Source organism: uncultured Pluralibacter sp., from assembly GCF_913775985.1.
In the GTDB taxonomy this organism is placed as follows: domain Bacteria; phylum Pseudomonadota; class Gammaproteobacteria; order Enterobacterales; family Enterobacteriaceae; genus Pluralibacter.
Genome location: NZ_CAJYMB010000094.1, coordinates 44,476 through 62,564, shown reverse-complemented (window position 1 = coordinate 62,564; position 18,089 = coordinate 44,476). Strand labels below are relative to the sequence as shown.

The 18,089-nt window shown below is 58.3% G+C and carries 14 protein-coding genes; 6 read left to right on the top strand and 8 right to left on the bottom strand.

The window, feature by feature from the left end; all coding sequences use genetic code 11:
- Positions 1-11: 11 nt before the first annotated feature.
- Positions 12-1,076, bottom strand: coding sequence for an AI-2E family transporter (locus QZ766_RS10490; protein WP_297201287.1), 1,065 nt, complete (start codon positions 1,074-1,076; stop codon positions 12-14).
- A 222-nt stretch (positions 1,077-1,298) separates the two neighbouring features.
- Here QZ766_RS10490 and QZ766_RS10485 point away from each other — a divergent pair, with 222 nt between their 5' ends.
- Together QZ766_RS10485 and arsC are read left to right on the top strand one after the other, a co-directional pair.
- Positions 1,299-2,762: a M48 family metallopeptidase gene (locus QZ766_RS10485; RefSeq protein WP_297201285.1), complete on the top strand. Its 1,464-nt coding sequence runs from the start codon at positions 1,299-1,301 to the stop codon at positions 2,760-2,762.
- A 9-nt stretch (positions 2,763-2,771) separates the two neighbouring features.
- Positions 2,772-3,128: an arsenate reductase (glutaredoxin) gene (gene arsC, locus QZ766_RS10480; protein WP_297201283.1), complete on the top strand. Its 357-nt coding sequence runs from the start codon at positions 2,772-2,774 to the stop codon at positions 3,126-3,128.
- 56 nt (positions 3,129-3,184) lie between these two features.
- Here the strand turns inward: arsC and QZ766_RS10475 are convergent, their stop codons facing one another.
- The 6 genes from QZ766_RS10475 to QZ766_RS10450 all read right to left on the bottom strand — a co-directional run bounded on the left by QZ766_RS10475 (position 3,185) and on the right by QZ766_RS10450 (position 9,851).
- Positions 3,185-4,612, bottom strand: a complete 1,428-nt coding sequence (locus QZ766_RS10475) for a VasL domain-containing protein (RefSeq protein WP_366509406.1) — start codon at positions 4,610-4,612, stop codon at positions 3,185-3,187.
- Between the two features lie 40 nt (positions 4,613-4,652).
- Positions 4,653-5,102, bottom strand: coding sequence for a type VI secretion system baseplate subunit TssE (gene tssE / locus QZ766_RS10470; protein ID WP_297201278.1), 450 nt, complete (start codon positions 5,100-5,102; stop codon positions 4,653-4,655).
- A gap of 352 nt (positions 5,103-5,454) precedes the next feature.
- A complete protein-coding gene (locus QZ766_RS10465; RefSeq protein WP_297201503.1) occupies positions 5,455-6,156 on the bottom strand; it encodes a DnaA inactivator Hda in 702 nt (233 codons plus the stop codon).
- A 95-nt stretch (positions 6,157-6,251) separates the two neighbouring features.
- Positions 6,252-7,541 carry a uracil permease gene (uraA, locus tag QZ766_RS10460; RefSeq protein ID WP_297201275.1) on the bottom strand — a complete coding sequence of 430 codons (1,290 nt, stop codon included), beginning with the start codon at positions 7,539-7,541 and terminating at the stop codon, positions 6,252-6,254.
- Between the two features lie 82 nt (positions 7,542-7,623).
- Complete coding sequence (gene upp / locus QZ766_RS10455; RefSeq protein ID WP_297201273.1) at positions 7,624-8,250, bottom strand: uracil phosphoribosyltransferase; 627 nt, start codon at positions 8,248-8,250, stop codon at positions 7,624-7,626.
- A gap of 170 nt (positions 8,251-8,420) precedes the next feature.
- Positions 8,421-9,851 carry a 6-phospho-beta-glucosidase gene (locus tag QZ766_RS10450; protein WP_297201271.1) on the bottom strand — a complete coding sequence of 477 codons (1,431 nt, stop codon included), beginning with the start codon at positions 9,849-9,851 and terminating at the stop codon, positions 8,421-8,423.
- 250 nt (positions 9,852-10,101) lie between these two features.
- On the opposite strand from QZ766_RS10450, the gene purM reads away from it, so the two are divergent.
- The 4 genes from purM to ppx all read left to right on the top strand — a co-directional run bounded on the left by purM (position 10,102) and on the right by ppx (position 15,567).
- Positions 10,102-11,139 (top strand): phosphoribosylformylglycinamidine cyclo-ligase, encoded by a 1,038-nt coding sequence (gene purM / locus QZ766_RS10445; RefSeq protein ID WP_297201268.1) that lies wholly within the window; start codon positions 10,102-10,104, stop codon positions 11,137-11,139.
- Positions 11,139-11,780: a phosphoribosylglycinamide formyltransferase gene (purN, locus tag QZ766_RS10440; protein WP_297201266.1), complete on the top strand. Its 642-nt coding sequence runs from the start codon at positions 11,139-11,141 to the stop codon at positions 11,778-11,780. The genes purM and purN overlap by 1 nt, the downstream gene beginning before the upstream one ends.
- Positions 11,781-11,961: 181 nt before the next feature.
- Positions 11,962-14,022, top strand: a complete 2,061-nt coding sequence (ppk1, locus tag QZ766_RS10435; RefSeq protein WP_297201263.1) for a polyphosphate kinase 1 — start codon at positions 11,962-11,964, stop codon at positions 14,020-14,022.
- A gap of 3 nt (positions 14,023-14,025) precedes the next feature.
- Positions 14,026-15,567: an exopolyphosphatase gene (gene ppx / locus QZ766_RS10430; RefSeq protein WP_297201260.1), complete on the top strand. Its 1,542-nt coding sequence runs from the start codon at positions 14,026-14,028 to the stop codon at positions 15,565-15,567.
- Here the strand turns inward: ppx and QZ766_RS10425 are convergent.
- The gene (locus QZ766_RS10425; protein WP_297201257.1) at positions 15,564-17,795 is read right to left on the bottom strand and encodes an EAL domain-containing protein; all 2,232 of its coding nucleotides are present in this window, start codon (positions 17,793-17,795) and stop codon (positions 15,564-15,566) included. The genes ppx and QZ766_RS10425 overlap by 4 nt on opposite strands.
- Between the last annotated feature and the right edge of the window lie 294 nt (positions 17,796-18,089).

Genomic DNA, 18,089 nt, shown 5'->3' with positions numbered 1-18,089 from the left:
TCCGTCCGCGCTTACTTCTCTTCCAGCAGCGGGCTCTCCGGCCACGCATGGACAACCGCTTTAATAAGCGTCGCCAGCGGGATAGCAAAGAAGACGCCCCAGAATCCCCACAGCCCGCCAAAAATCACCACCGACAGGATTATCACCAGCGGATGCAGGTTGACCGCCTCCGAGAAGAGGATCGGCACCAGCACGTTGCCGTCCAGCGCCTGAATCACCAGATAAACGGCAAACAGGCTCCAGAATTCGGTGCCGAGGCCGAACTGGAACAGCCCTACGCCGACCACCGGAATCGTCACCGCAAAGGCGCCGATATAGGGGATCAGCACCGACAGGCCCACCAGTACCGACAGCAGCAGGCCGTAGTTCAGGCCGAACAGCAGGAAACCTATCCAGGTGGCGATACCGACCACAATCATCTCCAGCACTTTGCCGCGAATGTAGTTGGTTATCTGCTGGTTCATCTCCTGCCACACCTGCCCGGCCAGGCCGCGGTTGCGCGGCAGCACCCGGCGCACGGCGTTGAGCATCTGCTCTTTATCTTTAATAAGAAAGAACACCATCAGCGGCACCAGCACCAGATATACCGCCAGCGTCAACAGCCCCACCAGCGACGCGAGGGAGTATTTGACCACCGAATCCCCCATACTTTGCATCCTGCCGCGCATGTTTTCCGCCATCGCGTCAATAATTCCGGCGTCCATCAGCGCGGGATAGCGGCGCGGCAGCGTGGCGGCAAAGTCGGAGAGTTTATTGAGCATCCCGGGCATATCGCGAATCAGATAGATGCCCTGCTGCCAGGCTACCGGCAGCACCACCAGCGCCATCAGCAGCAGAATACCGACGAAAATTACCAGCACGATGGAAGTTGCCCATCCCCGGGAGCAGCCGAAGCGCTGCAGTCGGGCGGTGGGCCACTCCAGCAGATAGGCCAGCACAATCGCCACCAGCAGCGGCGCCAGCAGGCCGCTGAAGAAAAAGAGGATACAAAAACACGCCAGCAAAATAACCAGCAGCGCTATCGCTTCCGGATCGCTGAAGCGGCGACGATACCACTGCGTTAACAACTCAAGCATAGCTACACCGTTCCCTGTTTTGTGGGCTACAGGCCCGCGGCAGATTGTAGCGAAAGCTGACGGAAAAACCTGCGTTTTTTACAGATTCGCCCCACCGCGCAAAACCCCATAAATTAAGTTTTCAGGCCGCGCCTGGAGGGCTAAACTTGCAGCCAGACGAAGAAGGAACATAGCCAGGATTCGTCGGTCAAATACGCAAACCCTACAGACAGGATTGAGGTTATGTTCAGGCAGTTCAAAACGACGCTGATGGCAACGCTGATTGCCACGCTGACGCTGGGCCAGACCTTACCGGCATATGCGGACAACACCGATACGCTGCCGGATATGGGCACCTCCGCAGGAAGCACGCTCTCCATTGGTCAGGAGATGCAGATGGGCGACTTTTACGTGCGCCAGCTGCGCGGCAGCGCGCCGCTGATTAACGACCCGCTGCTGAGCCAGTACATTAACGGGCTGGGCAATCAGCTGGTGGCCCACGCCCACTCGGTGCGCACGCCCTTTCATTTCTACCTGATTAACAACGACGAGCTTAACGCCTTCGCCTTCTTCGGCGGCAACGTGGTGCTGCACTCGGCGCTGTTCCGCTATGCCGATACTGAAAGCCAGCTGGCTTCGGTAATGGCGCACGAAATTTCCCACGTTACCCAGCGCCACCTCGCGCGGGCAATGGAAGATCAGAAACGCAACGCGCCGCTAACCTGGGTGGGTGCGCTGGGCTCGATTCTGCTGGCGATGGCCAGCCCCCAGGCCGGGATGGCCGCCCTGACCGGCACGCTGGCCGGTACCCAGCAAGGAATGATCAGCTTTACCCGCCAGAATGAAGAAGAGGCAGACCGCATCGGGATTGACGTGCTCCAGCGTTCCGGGTTCGATCCCCAGGCAATGCCGCAGTTCATGGATAAGCTGCTGGATCTGTCGCGCTACGCGACCCGTCCGCCGGAGATGCTGCTGACCCACCCCTTGCCGGAGAGCCGCCTGTCGGACGCCCGCAGCCGGGCTAACCAGATGCCTGCAGTCGTCGTACAGTCGTCTGAAAGCTTCTATATGGCCAAAGCGCGCACCCTCGGCATGTACAACAACGGCAAGAACCAGCTCAGCAACGATCTGCTCGACAGCTGGGCGAAGGGCAATATCCGCGAGCAGCACGCCGCGCAGTACGGCCGCGCGCTGCTGGCGATGGGAAAAGACAACTTCGCCGAAGCTAACCGCCTTATGCAGCCGCTGCTGGCCGCGAATCCGCAGAACGTCTGGTATCTGGATATTGCCACCGATATCGACCTGGGGCTGAAGAAAAACAATGACGCGGTCAATCGCCTGAAAGCGGCAAAAGATCTGCGCAGCAGCCCGGTGCTGCAGCTTAACCTCGCCAACGCGCTGATTGAGAGCGGGCGCAATGCCGAAGCGGCAACCCTGCTTAACCGCTACACCTTCAATTACAAAGAAGATCTTAACGGCTGGGATCTGCTGGCGCAGGCGGAAGGCAAGCTCGGCAATCGCGATCAGGAGCTGGCAGCGCGGGCGGAAACCCTGGCGCTGACCGGCCAGCTCGATCAGGCCATTTCCCTGCTCGGCAGCGCCGGCTCTCAGGTGAAGCTCGGTAGCCTGCAGCAGGCGCGCTACGACGCCCGCATCGACCAGCTGCGCTATCTGCAAAATGTGTTTAAACCCTTTACCAAAATGTAAGGATACCCGATGAGCAATCCGGTCACTATTTACCACAATCCCCGCTGTTCAAAGAGCCGGGAAACGCTGGCGCTGCTGAAAGAAAAAGGCGTGGAGCCGCAGGTGGTGCTCTATCTCGAAACGCCGCCGGACGCGGCCACGATCAAGCAGCTGCTGAAGATGCTGGGAATGTCCAGCCCGCGCGCGCTGATGCGCCAGAAAGAGGATCTGTATAAGAGCCTCAATCTGGCTGACGACAGCCTCGACGACGCGGCGCTGATTCAGGCGATGGTGGAAAATCCGAAACTGATCGAGCGGCCGATTGTGGTTCACGGCGGCAAGGCCCGCATTGGCCGCCCGCCGGAAGCGGTGCTGGAGATCCTTTAAACCCGGCGCATCCCCGTTCGCCGCACGGGAACGGGGATGTACGCCTGCGGTACCCGCTACTTCGCCTCCTGCCGCCCGGCCTGCTGCTTAATCAGCGCGTAGCGGTTGAGCAATTGGGTAAGATACATGTCGGTTTGCGCGAGCTGCGCGGCCGGCAGCGGATCGCCCTTTTCAGACTGGCTCAGCTGATACAGCTGTTCCTCCACCGGCACCACCCGTGAAAAGTGCTGAACTATCTCAAACACCATCGACTTCAGCTCCGATCCGGTGAGGTATTTCCCTTTACGCTCGTCGAGAGCGTTCAGGCGGCGGGTCATCTCCTGCAAACCTTCCATTCCCTGATGCCAGCCGGAGAGCGCCTCCGGCGACAGCGCGTTGGCGCTGACCTGCTGCTGCCACTGCGCCCGCAGGCGCGGCGCGTCCTCGGGGGCGGCTTTCGCGGCCAGTGCAAATCCGTAATCCTGCAGCCACACCGGCGACTGCTGCGCCAGTGCGGTCAGGGCCGCGGTATCCGGTGCTGCTGGCAGAGGGTTCGTTTCCTGCGGATGTATTTTCTGCCAGCCCAGCAGCCCGGCGAAAGCCAGCGCCAGCGCCGCACACGCGCCGGCGATGAATGGCCGCCAGAAGCGCGGCGGCGCGGCAGGTTCGGGGATTGCCGCAGGTGCAGGCAGCGCTGCTGAGTCAGCGACTGCCGCAGGCTCAGCAACCACCAAAGACTCTGCGATAACGACAGGTTCGGGTTCTGCCGCTGCCGTGTGTTCAGGCACGGCGACAGATTCGATTATTGTCCCGGGTTCTTCAGCAATTTCATCCGCGCCGGGAATCCCGGCGCCCGCAGCCTCCCCCGGGCGCAAAACCCTGCGGGGGCGGCCAGGCAAATCAGGCACGCGGGCAGATTCAGGCGGCGCGATGGCGACAGCCGCCGGGATCGGCAGGACGTCCAGCCCGCGGTCTCCCGCATCCTCTTCCAGCTTCTCCAGTCGGGCGGAGGCGGCGTGCATAAACTGGCTCAGGGCCTCGATCAGGCTGGCGTTCTTTAGCTCAAGGCGCTGCAGCGTCGCGAGGATGGCGTCCAGGTACTGCGCGGCCTGATAGACCTGGGGCAGATCGGCATAGCCCAGCGTCAGGGTGCGCAGGGTAGACTGCAGGCGCTGGCTGAACCCGGCAAGGATCGATATGCGCGCGTGCACCGGCTGCGGCCACGCGGTGCCCCAGTGGTGCGTCACCAGCGCGTCCAGCAGCGCCAGTCCTTCATTCAGGCCCGACACCGACGCCAGCCGCGTGCGCGCCAGGGTGTACCACGCCACCGTCTGCAGATCCGTGCCGTTCTGGCGAAACAAGGCCAGACTCAGGCGCTCCACGCGCGGCCAGTCCACGTCCGGACGGGCGGGATGCGCCAGTTTTGCCAGCTCGTCACGCAGGGCGATATAGTCCGGCAGCGCGCGCGGGTCGCCGCCGGGGGTCATTTCAGTTGATGTGTTCACAGGCTGTTCCGTCATTATGTGAAGTTGAATAAGGAAGGGCTCAGAGACGAGCGTCTTTATCGAGATAGCGCTGCTGCTTCATGTGCCGCAGCAGCACCCTGCCCTCGGGCATAAAATCCGTGCCGTAGCGCACCAGCCCGATACTTTTTAGCTCGGCATCGATGGCGTAGCGCAGCTCCCCCGGCGTCTGCTGATCCAGCATCACCACCGTGACCTTATTCAGGCGCGGCTCGTACTTGAGCAGCACGTCGGAGAGAATGCTCATCAGCTGGTGGGCGGTACCGGGCATCCCCTGCAAAATTTTAGTCATGTCCGGCAGGCCATAATCCGGCAGGTGCGCCAGCGTGCCGGCGCGGCAGTTGAGGATCCGCTGCATATTATCCAGCACCGATAAAATGACCTGGTTCTCTTCGCTAATTTGCGACAGCTCAAGGCCGCCGCTAAAGTTGCCGTAGAGCATTTCATACAGCGAGGGGGCGTTGTGTCCCATTGCCTTTATTCTCCTTGTTGGTCTTTTCCCGGGCAAAATAAGGCCGCCGCGGCGGCGCTATTGTAGAGCAATATCTCTCGTTATTTAACTTGCTGAGGTGGCAAATAAACAGGCGGCGAAAATTCATCACGCACTGAATAATGGTGCGGAACAGGCGCTCCATGTCGACTGGATACGGGGATAAGGCGAAAAGTTAAGCCGGGAAATAACCGTAGTGGAGGGAGAAACAGAACCGAAAAAATAGACCAGACCAATAAAGATGGTCGGAACATAGGTGAAAAGTATATATCCGTCATGCTCCAGGCTTGTCTGTGCGCCGGCAGTAAAAAGGCCAGCAGCAGAACGCCAAATCCTACAGCTTGAGGATCTCTTTTACGAAAGGAATGGTCAGCTTGCGCTGGGCGGTAATGGAGGCGCGATCGAGCTGATCGAGGGTCATAAACAGGGTTCGCATCTCGCGATCGAGACGCTTCATCAGAAAACGACATACGTCTTCCGGCATTTCAAAGCCGCGCATTTTGGCACGCAGCTGCAGGGCCTGCAGCTTGTCCTCGTCGGAAAGCGGCTGGAGCTTGTAAATTTGCCCCCAGTCCAGCCGGGAAGCGAGATCCGGCAGGCCGAGATTGAGCTGGCGCGGCGGGCGATCGCCGGTGATCAGCAGCCGGGTGCGGCCCGACTCCAGGATCCGATTGTAGAGGTTAAAAATCGCCATTTCCCACGGCTCGTCGCCGGCAACGCACTCGATATTGTCGATGCATACCAGCGCCAGATGCTCCATCCCGTCCAGCACTTCCGGGACAAACCAGGTGCGCTTATCCAGCGGCACGTAGCCTACCGCGTCGCCGCGCTGGGAAAGCTCCGCGCAGGCGGCGTGCAGCAGATGGCTGCGCCCGGCACCCTCGCGGGACCAGATATAAACATATCCGCTGTGTTCCTGACGCAACATGGTCTGGAGAGCCGCAAGGAGAGAGGGATTATCGCCCGGCCAGAAACTCGCAAAAGTTTCGTCGTCGGGAAGCCAGAGGGGTAAAGAGAGCTGAGCCGGCGCGTTCAGAGTGACCTCAACATGAACTGACACAAAAACGCGCTGAGTGTATCACACAACGCGCCGAAGCGATAACCGGGCGGATCCATCCGCCCGTAAAACGATCAGCGGGATGACGCATCGTCCTCTACCGCATCCAGCACTTCTTCCTCCGGGCGCAGCACCGAGATGAGCTTGAAAATCAGGCTCAGGCAGATGCCGACGATGGTTGCCAGCGCCATGCCTTTCAGCTCTGCCGCGCCGATGTGGATCTTCGCCCCGCTGATGCCGATGATCAGAATCACCGAGGTGAGGATCAGGTTCTGCGCCTTGCTATAATCCACTTTCGACTCGATCAGGACGCGAATACCGGAGGTTCCGATCACCCCGTACAGCAGCAGCGACACGCCGCCCATCACCGGCACCGGGATTATCTGGATAGCCGCCGCCAGCTTGCCGACGCAGGAGAGAAGAATGGCAAAGATGGCCGCCCCGCCGATAACCCAGGTGCTGTAGACGCGGGTAATGGCCAGCACGCCGATGTTTTCACCGTAGGTGGTATTCGGGGTAGATCCGAAGAAGCCGGAGATAATGGTCGAGAAGCCGTTAGCGAACATCGAGCGGTGCAGGCCCGGGTCGCGCACCAGATCTTTCTTGATGATGTTACCGGTCACCACCAGATGACCGACGTGCTCGGCGATAACCACCAGCGCCGCCGGCAGAATGGTAAATACGGCGAACCACTCAAAGCGCGGAGTGTAGAAGGTGGGCAGCGCGAACCAGTGCGCCTGGGCAATCGGTGCGGTATCGACCATCCCCAACATGAACGAGAGGCCGTAACCAAACAGCACGCCGATTAGAATGGGAATAATGGCGAGAAAACCGCGGAACAGCACCGAGCCAAAGACGGTGACGCCGAGCGTAGCCAGAGAGACCAGAATCACTTTGCTATCCGGCGTGTGGCCTTCAGCGGGCAGCAGCCCGGCCATATTGGCGGCAACCCCCGCCAGCTCCAGACCGATCACCGCCACAATAGCGCCCATCGCCGCCGGCGGAAAAATCACGTCAATCCAGCCGGTACCGGCTTTCTGGACGATAAAAGAGACCAGGCAAAACAGCACCCCGCACATAATAAAACCGCCGAGCGCCACTTCGTAACCCAGCGGCAGCAGCAGCAGTACCGGCGAGATAAAGGCAAAGCTTGACCCCAGATACGCGGGGATTTTTCCCTTACAGTAGAAAAGGTAGAACAGCGTTCCGATGCCGTTGAACAGCAGCACGGTGGCCGGGTTAATGTGAAACAACACGGGCACCAGCACGGTCGAACCAAACATGGCGAACAGGTGCTGCAGACTGAGAGGGATAGTTTGCAAAAGCGGCGGACGTTCACTAACCCCAATGGCGCGGCGCGTCATAGCGTGTTCCTCTAAAAAGGTGGGATAAAATTTAACTCAAAAAAAAGCCGACTCTTAAAGTCGGCTGCTTTCAATTAATCGCTTACTTGGTACCAAAAATCTTATCGCCGGCATCGCCGAGGCCCGGAATAATGTATCCGTGCTCGTCCAGCCCTTGATCCACCGAGGCGGTATACAGCTCCACATCCGGATGCGCTTTCTCCAGCGCGGCAATCCCTTCCGGCGCCGCCACCAGAACCAGCACTTTAATGCTGGTGCAGCCGGCGTTTTTCAGCAGGTCGATGGTGGCAATCATTGAGCCGCCGGTTGCCAGCATCGGGTCAACCACCAGCGCCATGCGCTCGTCGATGTTCGACACCAGCTTCTGGAAATAGGGAACCGGCTCAAGGGTTTCTTCATCGCGGTAAACGCCGACCACGGAGATACGCGCGCTCGGTACGTGCTCCAGCACGCCTTCCATCATGCCCAGGCCGGCACGCAGGATAGGCACAACGGTGATTTTTTTACCTTTAATTTGTTCGATTTCAACCGGACCGTTCCAGCCGTCGATGGTCACCTTCTCGGTTTCCAGATCGGAGGTGGCTTCATAGGTCAGTAAGCTACCAACCTCAGAGGCGAGTTCACGGAAGCGTTTAGTACTGATATCGTTCTCGCGCATCAGTCCCAGCTTGTGTTTGACCAGTGGATGCTTAACTTCCACAATCTTCATTCTCTTTCTCCTCTGTGGGGTACGGCCAAAAAAAATCGCCGGATTATACCGCTTTTTGCCATCGGCGCAACACCGGTGCGGGTTGATGGAGATCAAGTGAGGGTTAGATCAAAGTTAGCATAGACAAAAAATCGCCCTGCTGGCGCGGGGCGATGTGCAAAGGATTAGCGTTACAGCGATTCGCCGTTGCTGCGGATCACCTTCTGATACCAGTAGAAGGAGCGCTTGCGGCTCCTTTCCAGCGTGCCGCGCCCTTCGTTGTCTTTATCGACATAAATAAAGCCGTAGCGCTTTTTCATTTCACCGGTGCCGGCGGAGACCAGATCGATGCAGCCCCACGGCGTGTAGCCCATCAAATCGACGCCGTCTTCAACCACCGCTTTTTTCATTTCGGCAACGTGCGCCGCGAGGTAATCAATGCGGTATTGATCGTTGACGCTGCCATCGGCTTCGCGCACGTCAATGGCGCCAAAGCCGTTTTCCACGATAAACAGCGGCAGCTGATAGCGGTCCCAGAACCAGTTCATGGAGTAGCGCAGCCCGACGGGATCGATCTGCCAGCCCCAGTCCGATTTCTTAACGAAAGGGTTAGAGACCAGGCTTTTGCTTTCGTCGTAGTCGAACTGCGGGTTGTCTTCCGTCGCCTTCGTGGCGAACGACATATAGTAGCTAAAGCCGATGTAGTCCACACGGCCCTGGCGGAGCGCGGCGCGATCTTCGTCGGTAATGTCGAGCGCAAAGCCGCGGCGGGCGAAGTAGTTCAGCAGATGCTGCGGATAGGCGCCGCGGACGTGCACGTCGGTGAACCAGTAGCGGCGGTGCATGGCGCTCGTCGCCATCATGATGTCGTCCGGCGCGCAGGTCAGCGGATAAATCGGGCACATGGCAATCATGCAGCCAATTTTCAGTTCAGGATTAATCTCCCGCCCGGCCTTCACCGCCAGGGCACTGGCCACCAGCTCGTAGTGGGCAGCCTGATACATTACCGGCTCCCTGTCTTCATCGGGCCGGTACTTTAGTCCGGAATTGGTAAAGGGTGCGAAATCTTCGTGAAAGTTGGCCTGGTTGTTAATTTCGTTGAAGGTCATCCAGTACTTCACTTTGTGCTGGTAGCGGCTGAACACTGTCCGGGCAAAGCGCACGAAGAAGTCGATAAGCGCCCTGCTGCGCCAGCCGCCATACTCGGTGACCAGGTGGTAAGGCATCTCAAAGTGCGACAGGGTGATCACCGGTTCAATGCCGTATTTCAGGCACTCGTCGAACAGGTCGTCGTAGAACTGCAGGCCCTGCTCGTTGGGCTCCAGCTCGTCGCCGTTAGGAAAGATGCGGGTCCAGGCGATAGAGGTGCGAAAGCACTTGAAGCCCATTTCGGCAAACAGCTTAACGTCTTCTTTATAGCGGTGATAAAAGTCTATCGCTTCGTGGTTAGGATAATTTTTTCCGGGCAGAACGCCGTCGGTAATTTCCCGGCGCACGCCGTTGGCGCCGGCGGTCATGACATCGGCCACGCTGACGCCTTTACCGCCCTCTTGCCAGCCGCCTTCCAGCTGGTGCGCCGCCACCGCCCCGCCCCACAGAAAATCGCGTTTAAAACCTGACATAGTCCTTTCTCCTCTCCATTCAGAAACCGGTTTCATTACGATACTGTGGGTTCTGGTGCAGAGCTGCAAGCCCTAAAATGTACCCGGTTTCATTTTCGTGAACGGGGTTCACATTCAGGCGGAAATATGACGCGCAAGTGCAAAAAAACCGCGAAAAAAGATATCCGCCCGCGGCCCTCGCAAACGTTTGCCCGGACTGTTAGAATGGCGCCGATTTTATTTGCTAACGCCATCGCGTGGAGACTGTGCAGTGACCGATAAAACCTCTCTTAGCTATAAAGATGCCGGTGTTGATATCGACGCGGGTAATGCTCTGGTTGATCGAATCAAAGGTGTGGTGAAGAAAACCCGCCGCCCGGAAGTGATGGGCGGGCTGGGCGGCTTCGGCGCCCTCTGCGCGCTGCCGCAAAAATACCGCGAGCCGGTGCTGGTATCCGGCACCGACGGCGTGGGCACCAAGCTGCGCCTGGCGATGGACCTGAAGCGCCACGACGCCATCGGTATCGATCTGGTGGCCATGTGCGTTAACGATCTGGTGGTTCAGGGCGCCGAGCCGCTGTTCTTCCTCGACTACTACGCCACCGGCAAGCTGGATGTCGATACCGCCGCCAGCGTTATCACTGGTATCGCCGAAGGCTGTCTGCAGTCCGGCTGCGCGCTGGTGGGCGGTGAAACCGCCGAGATGCCCGGCATGTACCACGGTGAAGATTACGACGTCGCCGGCTTCTGCGTCGGCGTCGTTGAAAAATCAGAAATTATCGACGGCAGCAAAGTGGCGGACGGCGACGTGCTGGTGGCGCTGGCTTCCAGCGGCCCGCACTCCAACGGCTACTCGCTGGTGCGTAAAATTCTGGAAGTCAGCGGCAGCAATCCGGAAACCACGATGGTGGACGGCAAGCCGCTGGCGGATCACCTGCTCGAACCAACCCGCATTTACGTGAAAAACGTGCTGGCGCTGATTGAAAACGTCGACGTTCACGCTATCGCGCACCTGACCGGCGGCGGCTTCTGGGAAAATATCCCGCGCGTGCTGCCGGACAACACGCAGGCGGTGATTGATGAAGCCTCCTGGCAGTGGCCGCCGGTATTCAGCTGGCTGCAGCAGGCGGGCAACGTCAGCAGCCACGAAATGTACCGCACCTTCAACTGCGGCGTCGGCATGGTGATTGCCCTGCCGGCTTCTGAAGCGGATAAAGCAGTTAACTTCCTGAAAAAAAGCGGCGAAGACGCGTGGAAAATCGGCTACATCAAAGCATCCGATGCCGAACAGCGCGTGGTCATTGAATAATGAAAAACATCGTGGTGCTGATATCCGGCAATGGAAGCAATTTGCAGGCAATGATCGACGCCTGCGCGCAGGAGCGCATCAACGGCACGCTGCGTGCAGTATTCAGTAACAAGGCAGAGGCCTACGGTCTCGAACGCGCGCGGGAGGCCGGTATTGCCGCCCGCGCGCTGAGCGCCGGTAACTTTGACAGCCGCGAAGCCTTCGATCTTCAGCTGATGCAGGAGATCGACGCTTACGCCCCGGACGTGGTGGTGCTGGCAGGCTACATGCGCATTCTCAGCCCGGCATTCGTGGCAAACTACCGCGGACGCCTGCTGAATATTCACCCCTCGCTGCTGCCGAAATACCCGGGTCTGCACACCCACCGGCAGGCGCTGGCCAACGGCGACCGGGAGCACGGCACTTCCGTGCACTTTGTTACCGAGGAGCTGGACGGCGGACCGGTGATTTTACAGGCCAAAATCCCGGTATTTGAGGGTGATAATGAAGAGGATATAGCCGCCCGGGTCCAGCACCAGGAGCACGCAATTTATCCTCTGGTGGTCGGCTGGTTTCTGGAAGGCCGCCTGACCATGAAAGAGGGCCGCGCCTGGCTCGACGGTCAGCTTCTGCCCGCTCAGGGCTACGCTGCCGACGAGTAGTATTTCCGGCACTCGCCGCCCGGCGAGTGCCTCTTCAACTTTTCACATCACAACAAAATTTACCCGCCAGCCGAACGCAAACTGATTAATGTCATACTCCTCTGACACAGTTGGACATCCCGGCGAAAAGCTCGTCATAATAGGGCGCTATCCGCGTCAATCAACCGGAGTGTGAGTCGTAATGGGTCAGGACAAGCTTTATATCGAAAAAGAACTCAGCTGGTTATCCTTCAACGAGAGGGTTCTCCAGGAAGCTGCGGATAAAAGTAACCCGTTAATCGAGCGTATGCGTTTTCTGGGGATCTATTCCAACAACCTGGACGAGTTTTATAAGGTGCGGTTTGCCGAGCTGAAGCGCCGCATCATTATCAATGAAGAACAGGGGATCACCGCCCACTCCCGCCACTTGCTGGGGCGCATTCAATCCCGGGTGCTGAAGGCCGATCAGGAGTTCGACAGCCTCTACAACGAGCTGCTGCTGGAGATGGCCCGCAACCAAATCTTTCTGATTAACGAGCGCCAGCTGTCGCCCAACCAGCAGGTCTGGCTGCGCAACTACTTCAAGCACTATCTGCGCCCGCACATTACGCCGACCCTGATTAATCGGGAAACGGATCTGGTGCAGTTCCTGAAAGATGATTACACCTATCTGGCAGTAGAAATTATTCGCGGCGACGCCATTAACTACGCCCTGCTGGAAATTCCGTCAGACAAGGTGCCGCGCTTCGTCAATCTGCCGCCGGAAACCCCGAGACGCCGCAAGCCGATGATCCTGCTGGATAACATCCTGCGCTACTGTCTCGACGACATTTTCAAAGGCTTCTTTGACTATGACTCCCTCAACGCCTATTCCATGAAGATGACCCGCGACGCCGAGTACGATCTGGTGCACGAGATGGAATCCAGCCTGATGGAGCTGATGTCCTCAAGCCTCAAGCAGCGCCTGACCGCCGAGCCGGTGCGCTTCGTCTACCAGCGCGATATGCCGGCGGCGATGGTGGAGATGCTGCGCGAAAAATTTATGATCTCCCGCTACGACTCCATCGTGCCCGGCGGGCGCTACCACAACTTTAAAGACTTTATTGGCTTCCCGAACGTCGGCAAGGCTAACCTGGTCAACAAGCCGCTGCCCCGCCTGCGCCATCTGTGGTTTGATAAATTCCGCAACGGCTTTGACGCCATCCGCGAGCGCGACGTGCTGCTTTACTACCCGTACCACACCTTCGAGCACGTGCTGGAGCTGCTGCGCCAGGCTTCGTTTGACCCGAACGTGCTGGCGATAAAAATCAATATCTACCGGGTAGCGAAAGATTCGCGAATTATTGATTCGATGATCCACGCGGCGCACAACGGCAAGAAGGTCACCGTGGTGGTCGAACTGCAGGCGCGCTTTGACGAAGAGGCCAACATTCACTGGGCCAAGCGGCTGACAGAAGCGGGCGTGCACGTTATCTTCTCCGCGCCGGGGCTGAAAATTCACGCCAAGCTGTTCTTAATCTCGCGCAAAGAGGGCGACGACGTTGTGCGCTACGCCCACATCGGCACCGGCAACTTCAATGAAAAAACCGCCCGCACCTACACCGACTACTCGCTGCTGACCGCCGACGCGCGCATCACCAACGAAGTGCGGCGGGTTTTCAGCTTCATTGAGAACCCTTATCGCCCGGTTAGTTTTGACTACCTGATGGTGTCGCCGCAGAACTCGCGCCGCCTGCTGTACGACATGATTGACCGGGAAATCGCTAACGCGCAGAACGGCCAGCCGTCCGGCATTACGCTCAAGCTCAATAACCTGGTGGATAAAGGGCTGGTGGACAGGCTGTACGCCGCGTCAGGCTCCGGCGTGCCGGTCAATCTGCTGGTGCGCGGGATGTGCTCGCTTATTCCGCAGCTGGAAGGCATCAGCGACAACATTAACGTCATCAGTATTGTCGATCGCTACCTTGAGCACGACCGCGTCTACATTTTTGAAAACGGCGGGGATAAGCAGGTCTGGCTCTCCTCCGCCGACTGGATGACCCGCAACATTGATTACCGCATAGAGGTGGCCACTCCGCTGCTCGATCCCCTGCTCAAGCAGCAAATCCTGGATATTATCGACATTTTGTTTAGCGACACGGTTAAAGCCCGCTATATCGACAAAGAGCTGAGCAACCGCTACGTGCCGCGCGGCAACCGCCGCAAAGTGCGGGCCCAGCTGGCAATTTACGACTACATCAAATCACTTGAGCAACCTGATTAATCTATGCCCATTAAAACCAAACCGTCCCGCCCGCAGGAGTTTGCGGCGGTCGACCTGGGGTCGAACAGCTTTCACATGGTTATTGCGCGCGTCGTTGACGGCGCAATGCAGATAATCGGCCGCCTCAAGCAGCGCGTCCATTTAGCCGACGGGCTGGGTGCGGATAACCGGCTCAGTGAAGAGGCGATGGAGCGCGGGCTGAACTGCCTGTCGCTGTTCGCCGAGCGCCTGCAGGGCTTCGCCCAGGCCAACGTCTGCATCGTCGGTACCCACACCCTGCGCCAGGCGCTGAACGCACCAGAGTTTCTGGAGCGCGCGGAGCAGGTTATTCCCTATCCGATCGAAATAATCTCCGGCAACGAAGAAGCGCGCCTGATTTTTATGGGCGTTGAGCACACGCAGCCGGAGAAAGGCCGCAAGCTGGTGATTGATATCGGCGGCGGCTCCACGGAGCTGGTGATTGGCGAAGACTTTACCCCGCAGCTGGTAGAGAGCCGCCGCATGGGCTGCGTCAGCTTCGGACAGCTCTTTTTCGCCGGCGGCGTGCTGAACAAAGAGCGCTTTCAACGTGCGCGCCTCGCGGCGGTACAAAAGCTGGAAACCCTGGCGTGGCAGTATCGCATTCACGGCTGGAGCGTGGCGATGGGCGCCTCCGGCACCATTAAAGCGGTGCATGAAGTGCTGGTAGAGATGGGGGAAAAAGACGGCATCATTACCCCGGAGCGGCTGGAAAAGCTGGTGGCGGAAGTGCTTAAGTATAAAAGCTTTAGCGCTCTGAGCCTGCCGGGGCTTTCCGAAGATCGTCAGGCGGTATTTATTCCCGGCCTGGCTATCCTCTGCGGCGTGTTCGACGCGCTGGGCATCAAAGCACTGCGCCTTTCTGACGGCGCGCTGCGCGAGGGCGTGCTCTACGAAATGGAGGGGCGCTTTCGCCACGATGATATCCGCAGCCGTACCGCGGAAAGCCTGGCGAACCAGTACAATATCGACAGGGATCAGGCCCGGCGGGTGCTGGATACCACCAAAAATATGTACGAGCAGTGGGCCGGACAAAATCCCAAGCATGCCAATGTGCAGCTCGAAGCGCTGCTGAAATGGGCGGTTATTCTGCATGAAGTAGGGCTGAATATTAACCACAGCGGGCTGCACCGCCATTCGGCTTATATCCTGCAGCACAGCGACCTTCCCGGCTTCAACCAGGAGCAGCAGCTGTTTATCACCACGCTGGTGCGCTACCACCGCAAGGGCATCAAGCTCGACGAGCTGCCGCGCTTTACGCTGTTTCGCAAAAAGCAGTTCCTGCCGATGATTCAGCTGCTGCGTCTCGGGGTGCTGCTCAATAACCAGCGGCAGGCCACCACCACGCCGCCGACCCTGACGCTGACCACCGAGGCCAACCACTGGACGCTGTGCTTCCCGCACGACTGGTTCAGCCAGAACGCGCTGGTGCTGCTCGATCTGGAAAAAGAGCAGCAGTACTGGGAAGGCGTGACCGGCTGGATGCTAAAAATCACCGAGGAAGAGCAGCCCGTCGCCGCGGGCTAGTGCGGTAGATTATCGGAAACCAGTGTCTCAAGGGGCACCGGTTTTCCGATGTAGTATCCTTGCTGATAGTCAATGCCCAGCCCCTCCACGATGTCACTCACCTCCTGCGACTCCACGTGTTCCGCCACCACGCGCATCCGCTTCATTCTTGCCAGATGACATATTGAGGTCACTATCTGGTGATCGAGACAGCTGTCGAGCAGATTGCGGATAAAGCTGCCGTCAATCTTAAGTATGTCGGCGCTCATCGCTTTCAGACGGGAATAGCTGGCGTAGCCGGACCCAAAATCATCAATGGCTACCCGACAGCCGGCCTCGCGCAGCTGTTCGAGATTATCCATCGCCTGATCGGGATAGCTGAGGGACTGGTTTTCCGTGATCTCTACGATCAGCTGCCACGGCTCAACGCGGTAGCGTGCGAGCAGCTCACTGACCGTGTGGACAAAGCGCGTCCCGCAGATGGAGGACGGCGAGATATTGACTGCAAGCTGCAGGCCGGGGAGCGCCTCGCGGGAGCTATCCATAAAGCGCAGCGTATTCTCCAGCACCCACAGGTCGATACGCGAGGCCAGGCCAAACTCCTGCGCAACCGGGAGGAAATCATCCGGCATAATGACGTCGCCATCGTCTCCCCTGAGCCTCAGCAAAACCTCGTAAAAGTTGTCGCCGCGGATCCCCTTAACCGGCTGCGCCAGCAAAAAGAACCGATCGCCGTCCAGCGCCTGCTGAATACGATTCATAATGCTGACGTTGGTGCGCTGGCGCTGCTGGAGCTTAAGCGCATTGCGGTGCTGCAGGCTTTCAATATTACCGGTCACCAGGGAAAGATTAGCAATGGTGCTCAACTCGCCGAGCAGCATCGGCAGGTGCTGAACCGGGGAACGCACGTGGCAAAAACTAACGCCAATATTAGGCTGCTGCGGCATGCCGTCCCACATAAAGCGGAAGCGTTTTAGGCGCGAATAAAGCGCTTCAATTCGCGTTTCGTAATCCTCAGTATTCAGGCGAACCGCCAGGTCGTGCCCGGAAAGGTGGTATACCAGCTCGCCGGAATGCAGCTGCGGCTCAACCCATTGACCCAGCGCCTGCTTATATTGAATGCGGAACATCATGCCGTAGTTGCGGCCCAGCACTTCAAGCTCCGGCACCCGAATAAAGCACAGCACCGACCAGGATGTAGAAGAGAGGTGGCGGCTCAGGGCCCACAGATTAGGCAGGTGCACCACCGGATCGATAAAGGCCATGCGCTGAATGCGGGCGTGGGTTGCGCGCTGGCGGGTCGCCAGCAGCGACATATAGACAATGATGAAAGATGAGATCAGATAGAACGAAGAGGTGATCGCGAGCTGATAGCTGTAGCTGGGGTAGAACGGCGTATAGCGATAGTAAAAGTGAATACAGACGATCAGCACCAGTGTCCAGACGACGGAAATCAGGCGGTAGCCAAAGCGCATCGCGCCCCATAGCAGCACCGGCAGCAGCAGGGAGAGCGTGTAGTTGGTCATTAACAGCGAGCCAAAATTACCCGGCGGCGCCAGCAGCAGCAGAATAATTCCCACCAGCAGGCAGCTCCAGACCGCCATTTCACATCGTTTCACCTTGCTGTCAATCTGCATGCGCAGCTGGATGAGCCAGGTATGAAAGTGTGCAGGGTTGCGGATAATCCGAATCACTAAATAGCACAGCGGCACGCCAGTGAGGCACCCCACCAGCATCGCCTGATAGTTAACCAGACTGTTGAGCGTAAAGAAGCCCGCGCCGGAAAGCGGCACCTCCTCCGGCAGCAGGCCAAAGAATATGGCGAACATCAGCATCAGGTGGAAAAGCGAAGCGGGAAACAGCACCTGCCAGAAGAGGCGATGCGGCATAACCTCGGAATTACCGTACGCAATCAGAGCGCGGCGCGGGACAAAAACGCGATAGCCGGCGCTGCTGAGTATTACCGGGATCAGAAAATGGCATACGGCATAAATTCGTTCCGGCGTGGTCATTCCGCTACCGATAATAACCCAGACGCTGATGACAATACCCGGAATCGCTCTCCAGCCAAAAAACAGCATCAGGCTCAGCATGAACGCCAGCGGTAGATAGTAGAGCGTTGCCGTTCCGCCATCAAAGTGTGAGAAGGTGTTAGCACAGCGCACGAGCGGCAGCAGGAGTACGGGTAACACCAGCGGCAGGGCCCACCATCTGTCCCGGTATTTTTTATAGTAAGTCGTTAACAGCATAGATGCTCTAATGAAACCCAAATCCGGCAGGGTATGTTTTGGCAGGCATCCATCCTGACAGTGTGGCGCCGCAGCATCGGGTGCGGCCAGTTAGCTGATTGTAATTACCACCGGGGGGTAAGATTTGACCGCGATCAATAAATGCCCCGCCTTCTCCGAGTGAAAGCGGGCGTTTTTTTAATCTCCGGCGGTATTATTGCAATGAAAACGGTGGCTGCTCATTTTTTACTCATATGTTAATTGACCCTGGGCACGCTCTGTGACTTAATAAGCGCATCGCCCCGCCGCGGGCAT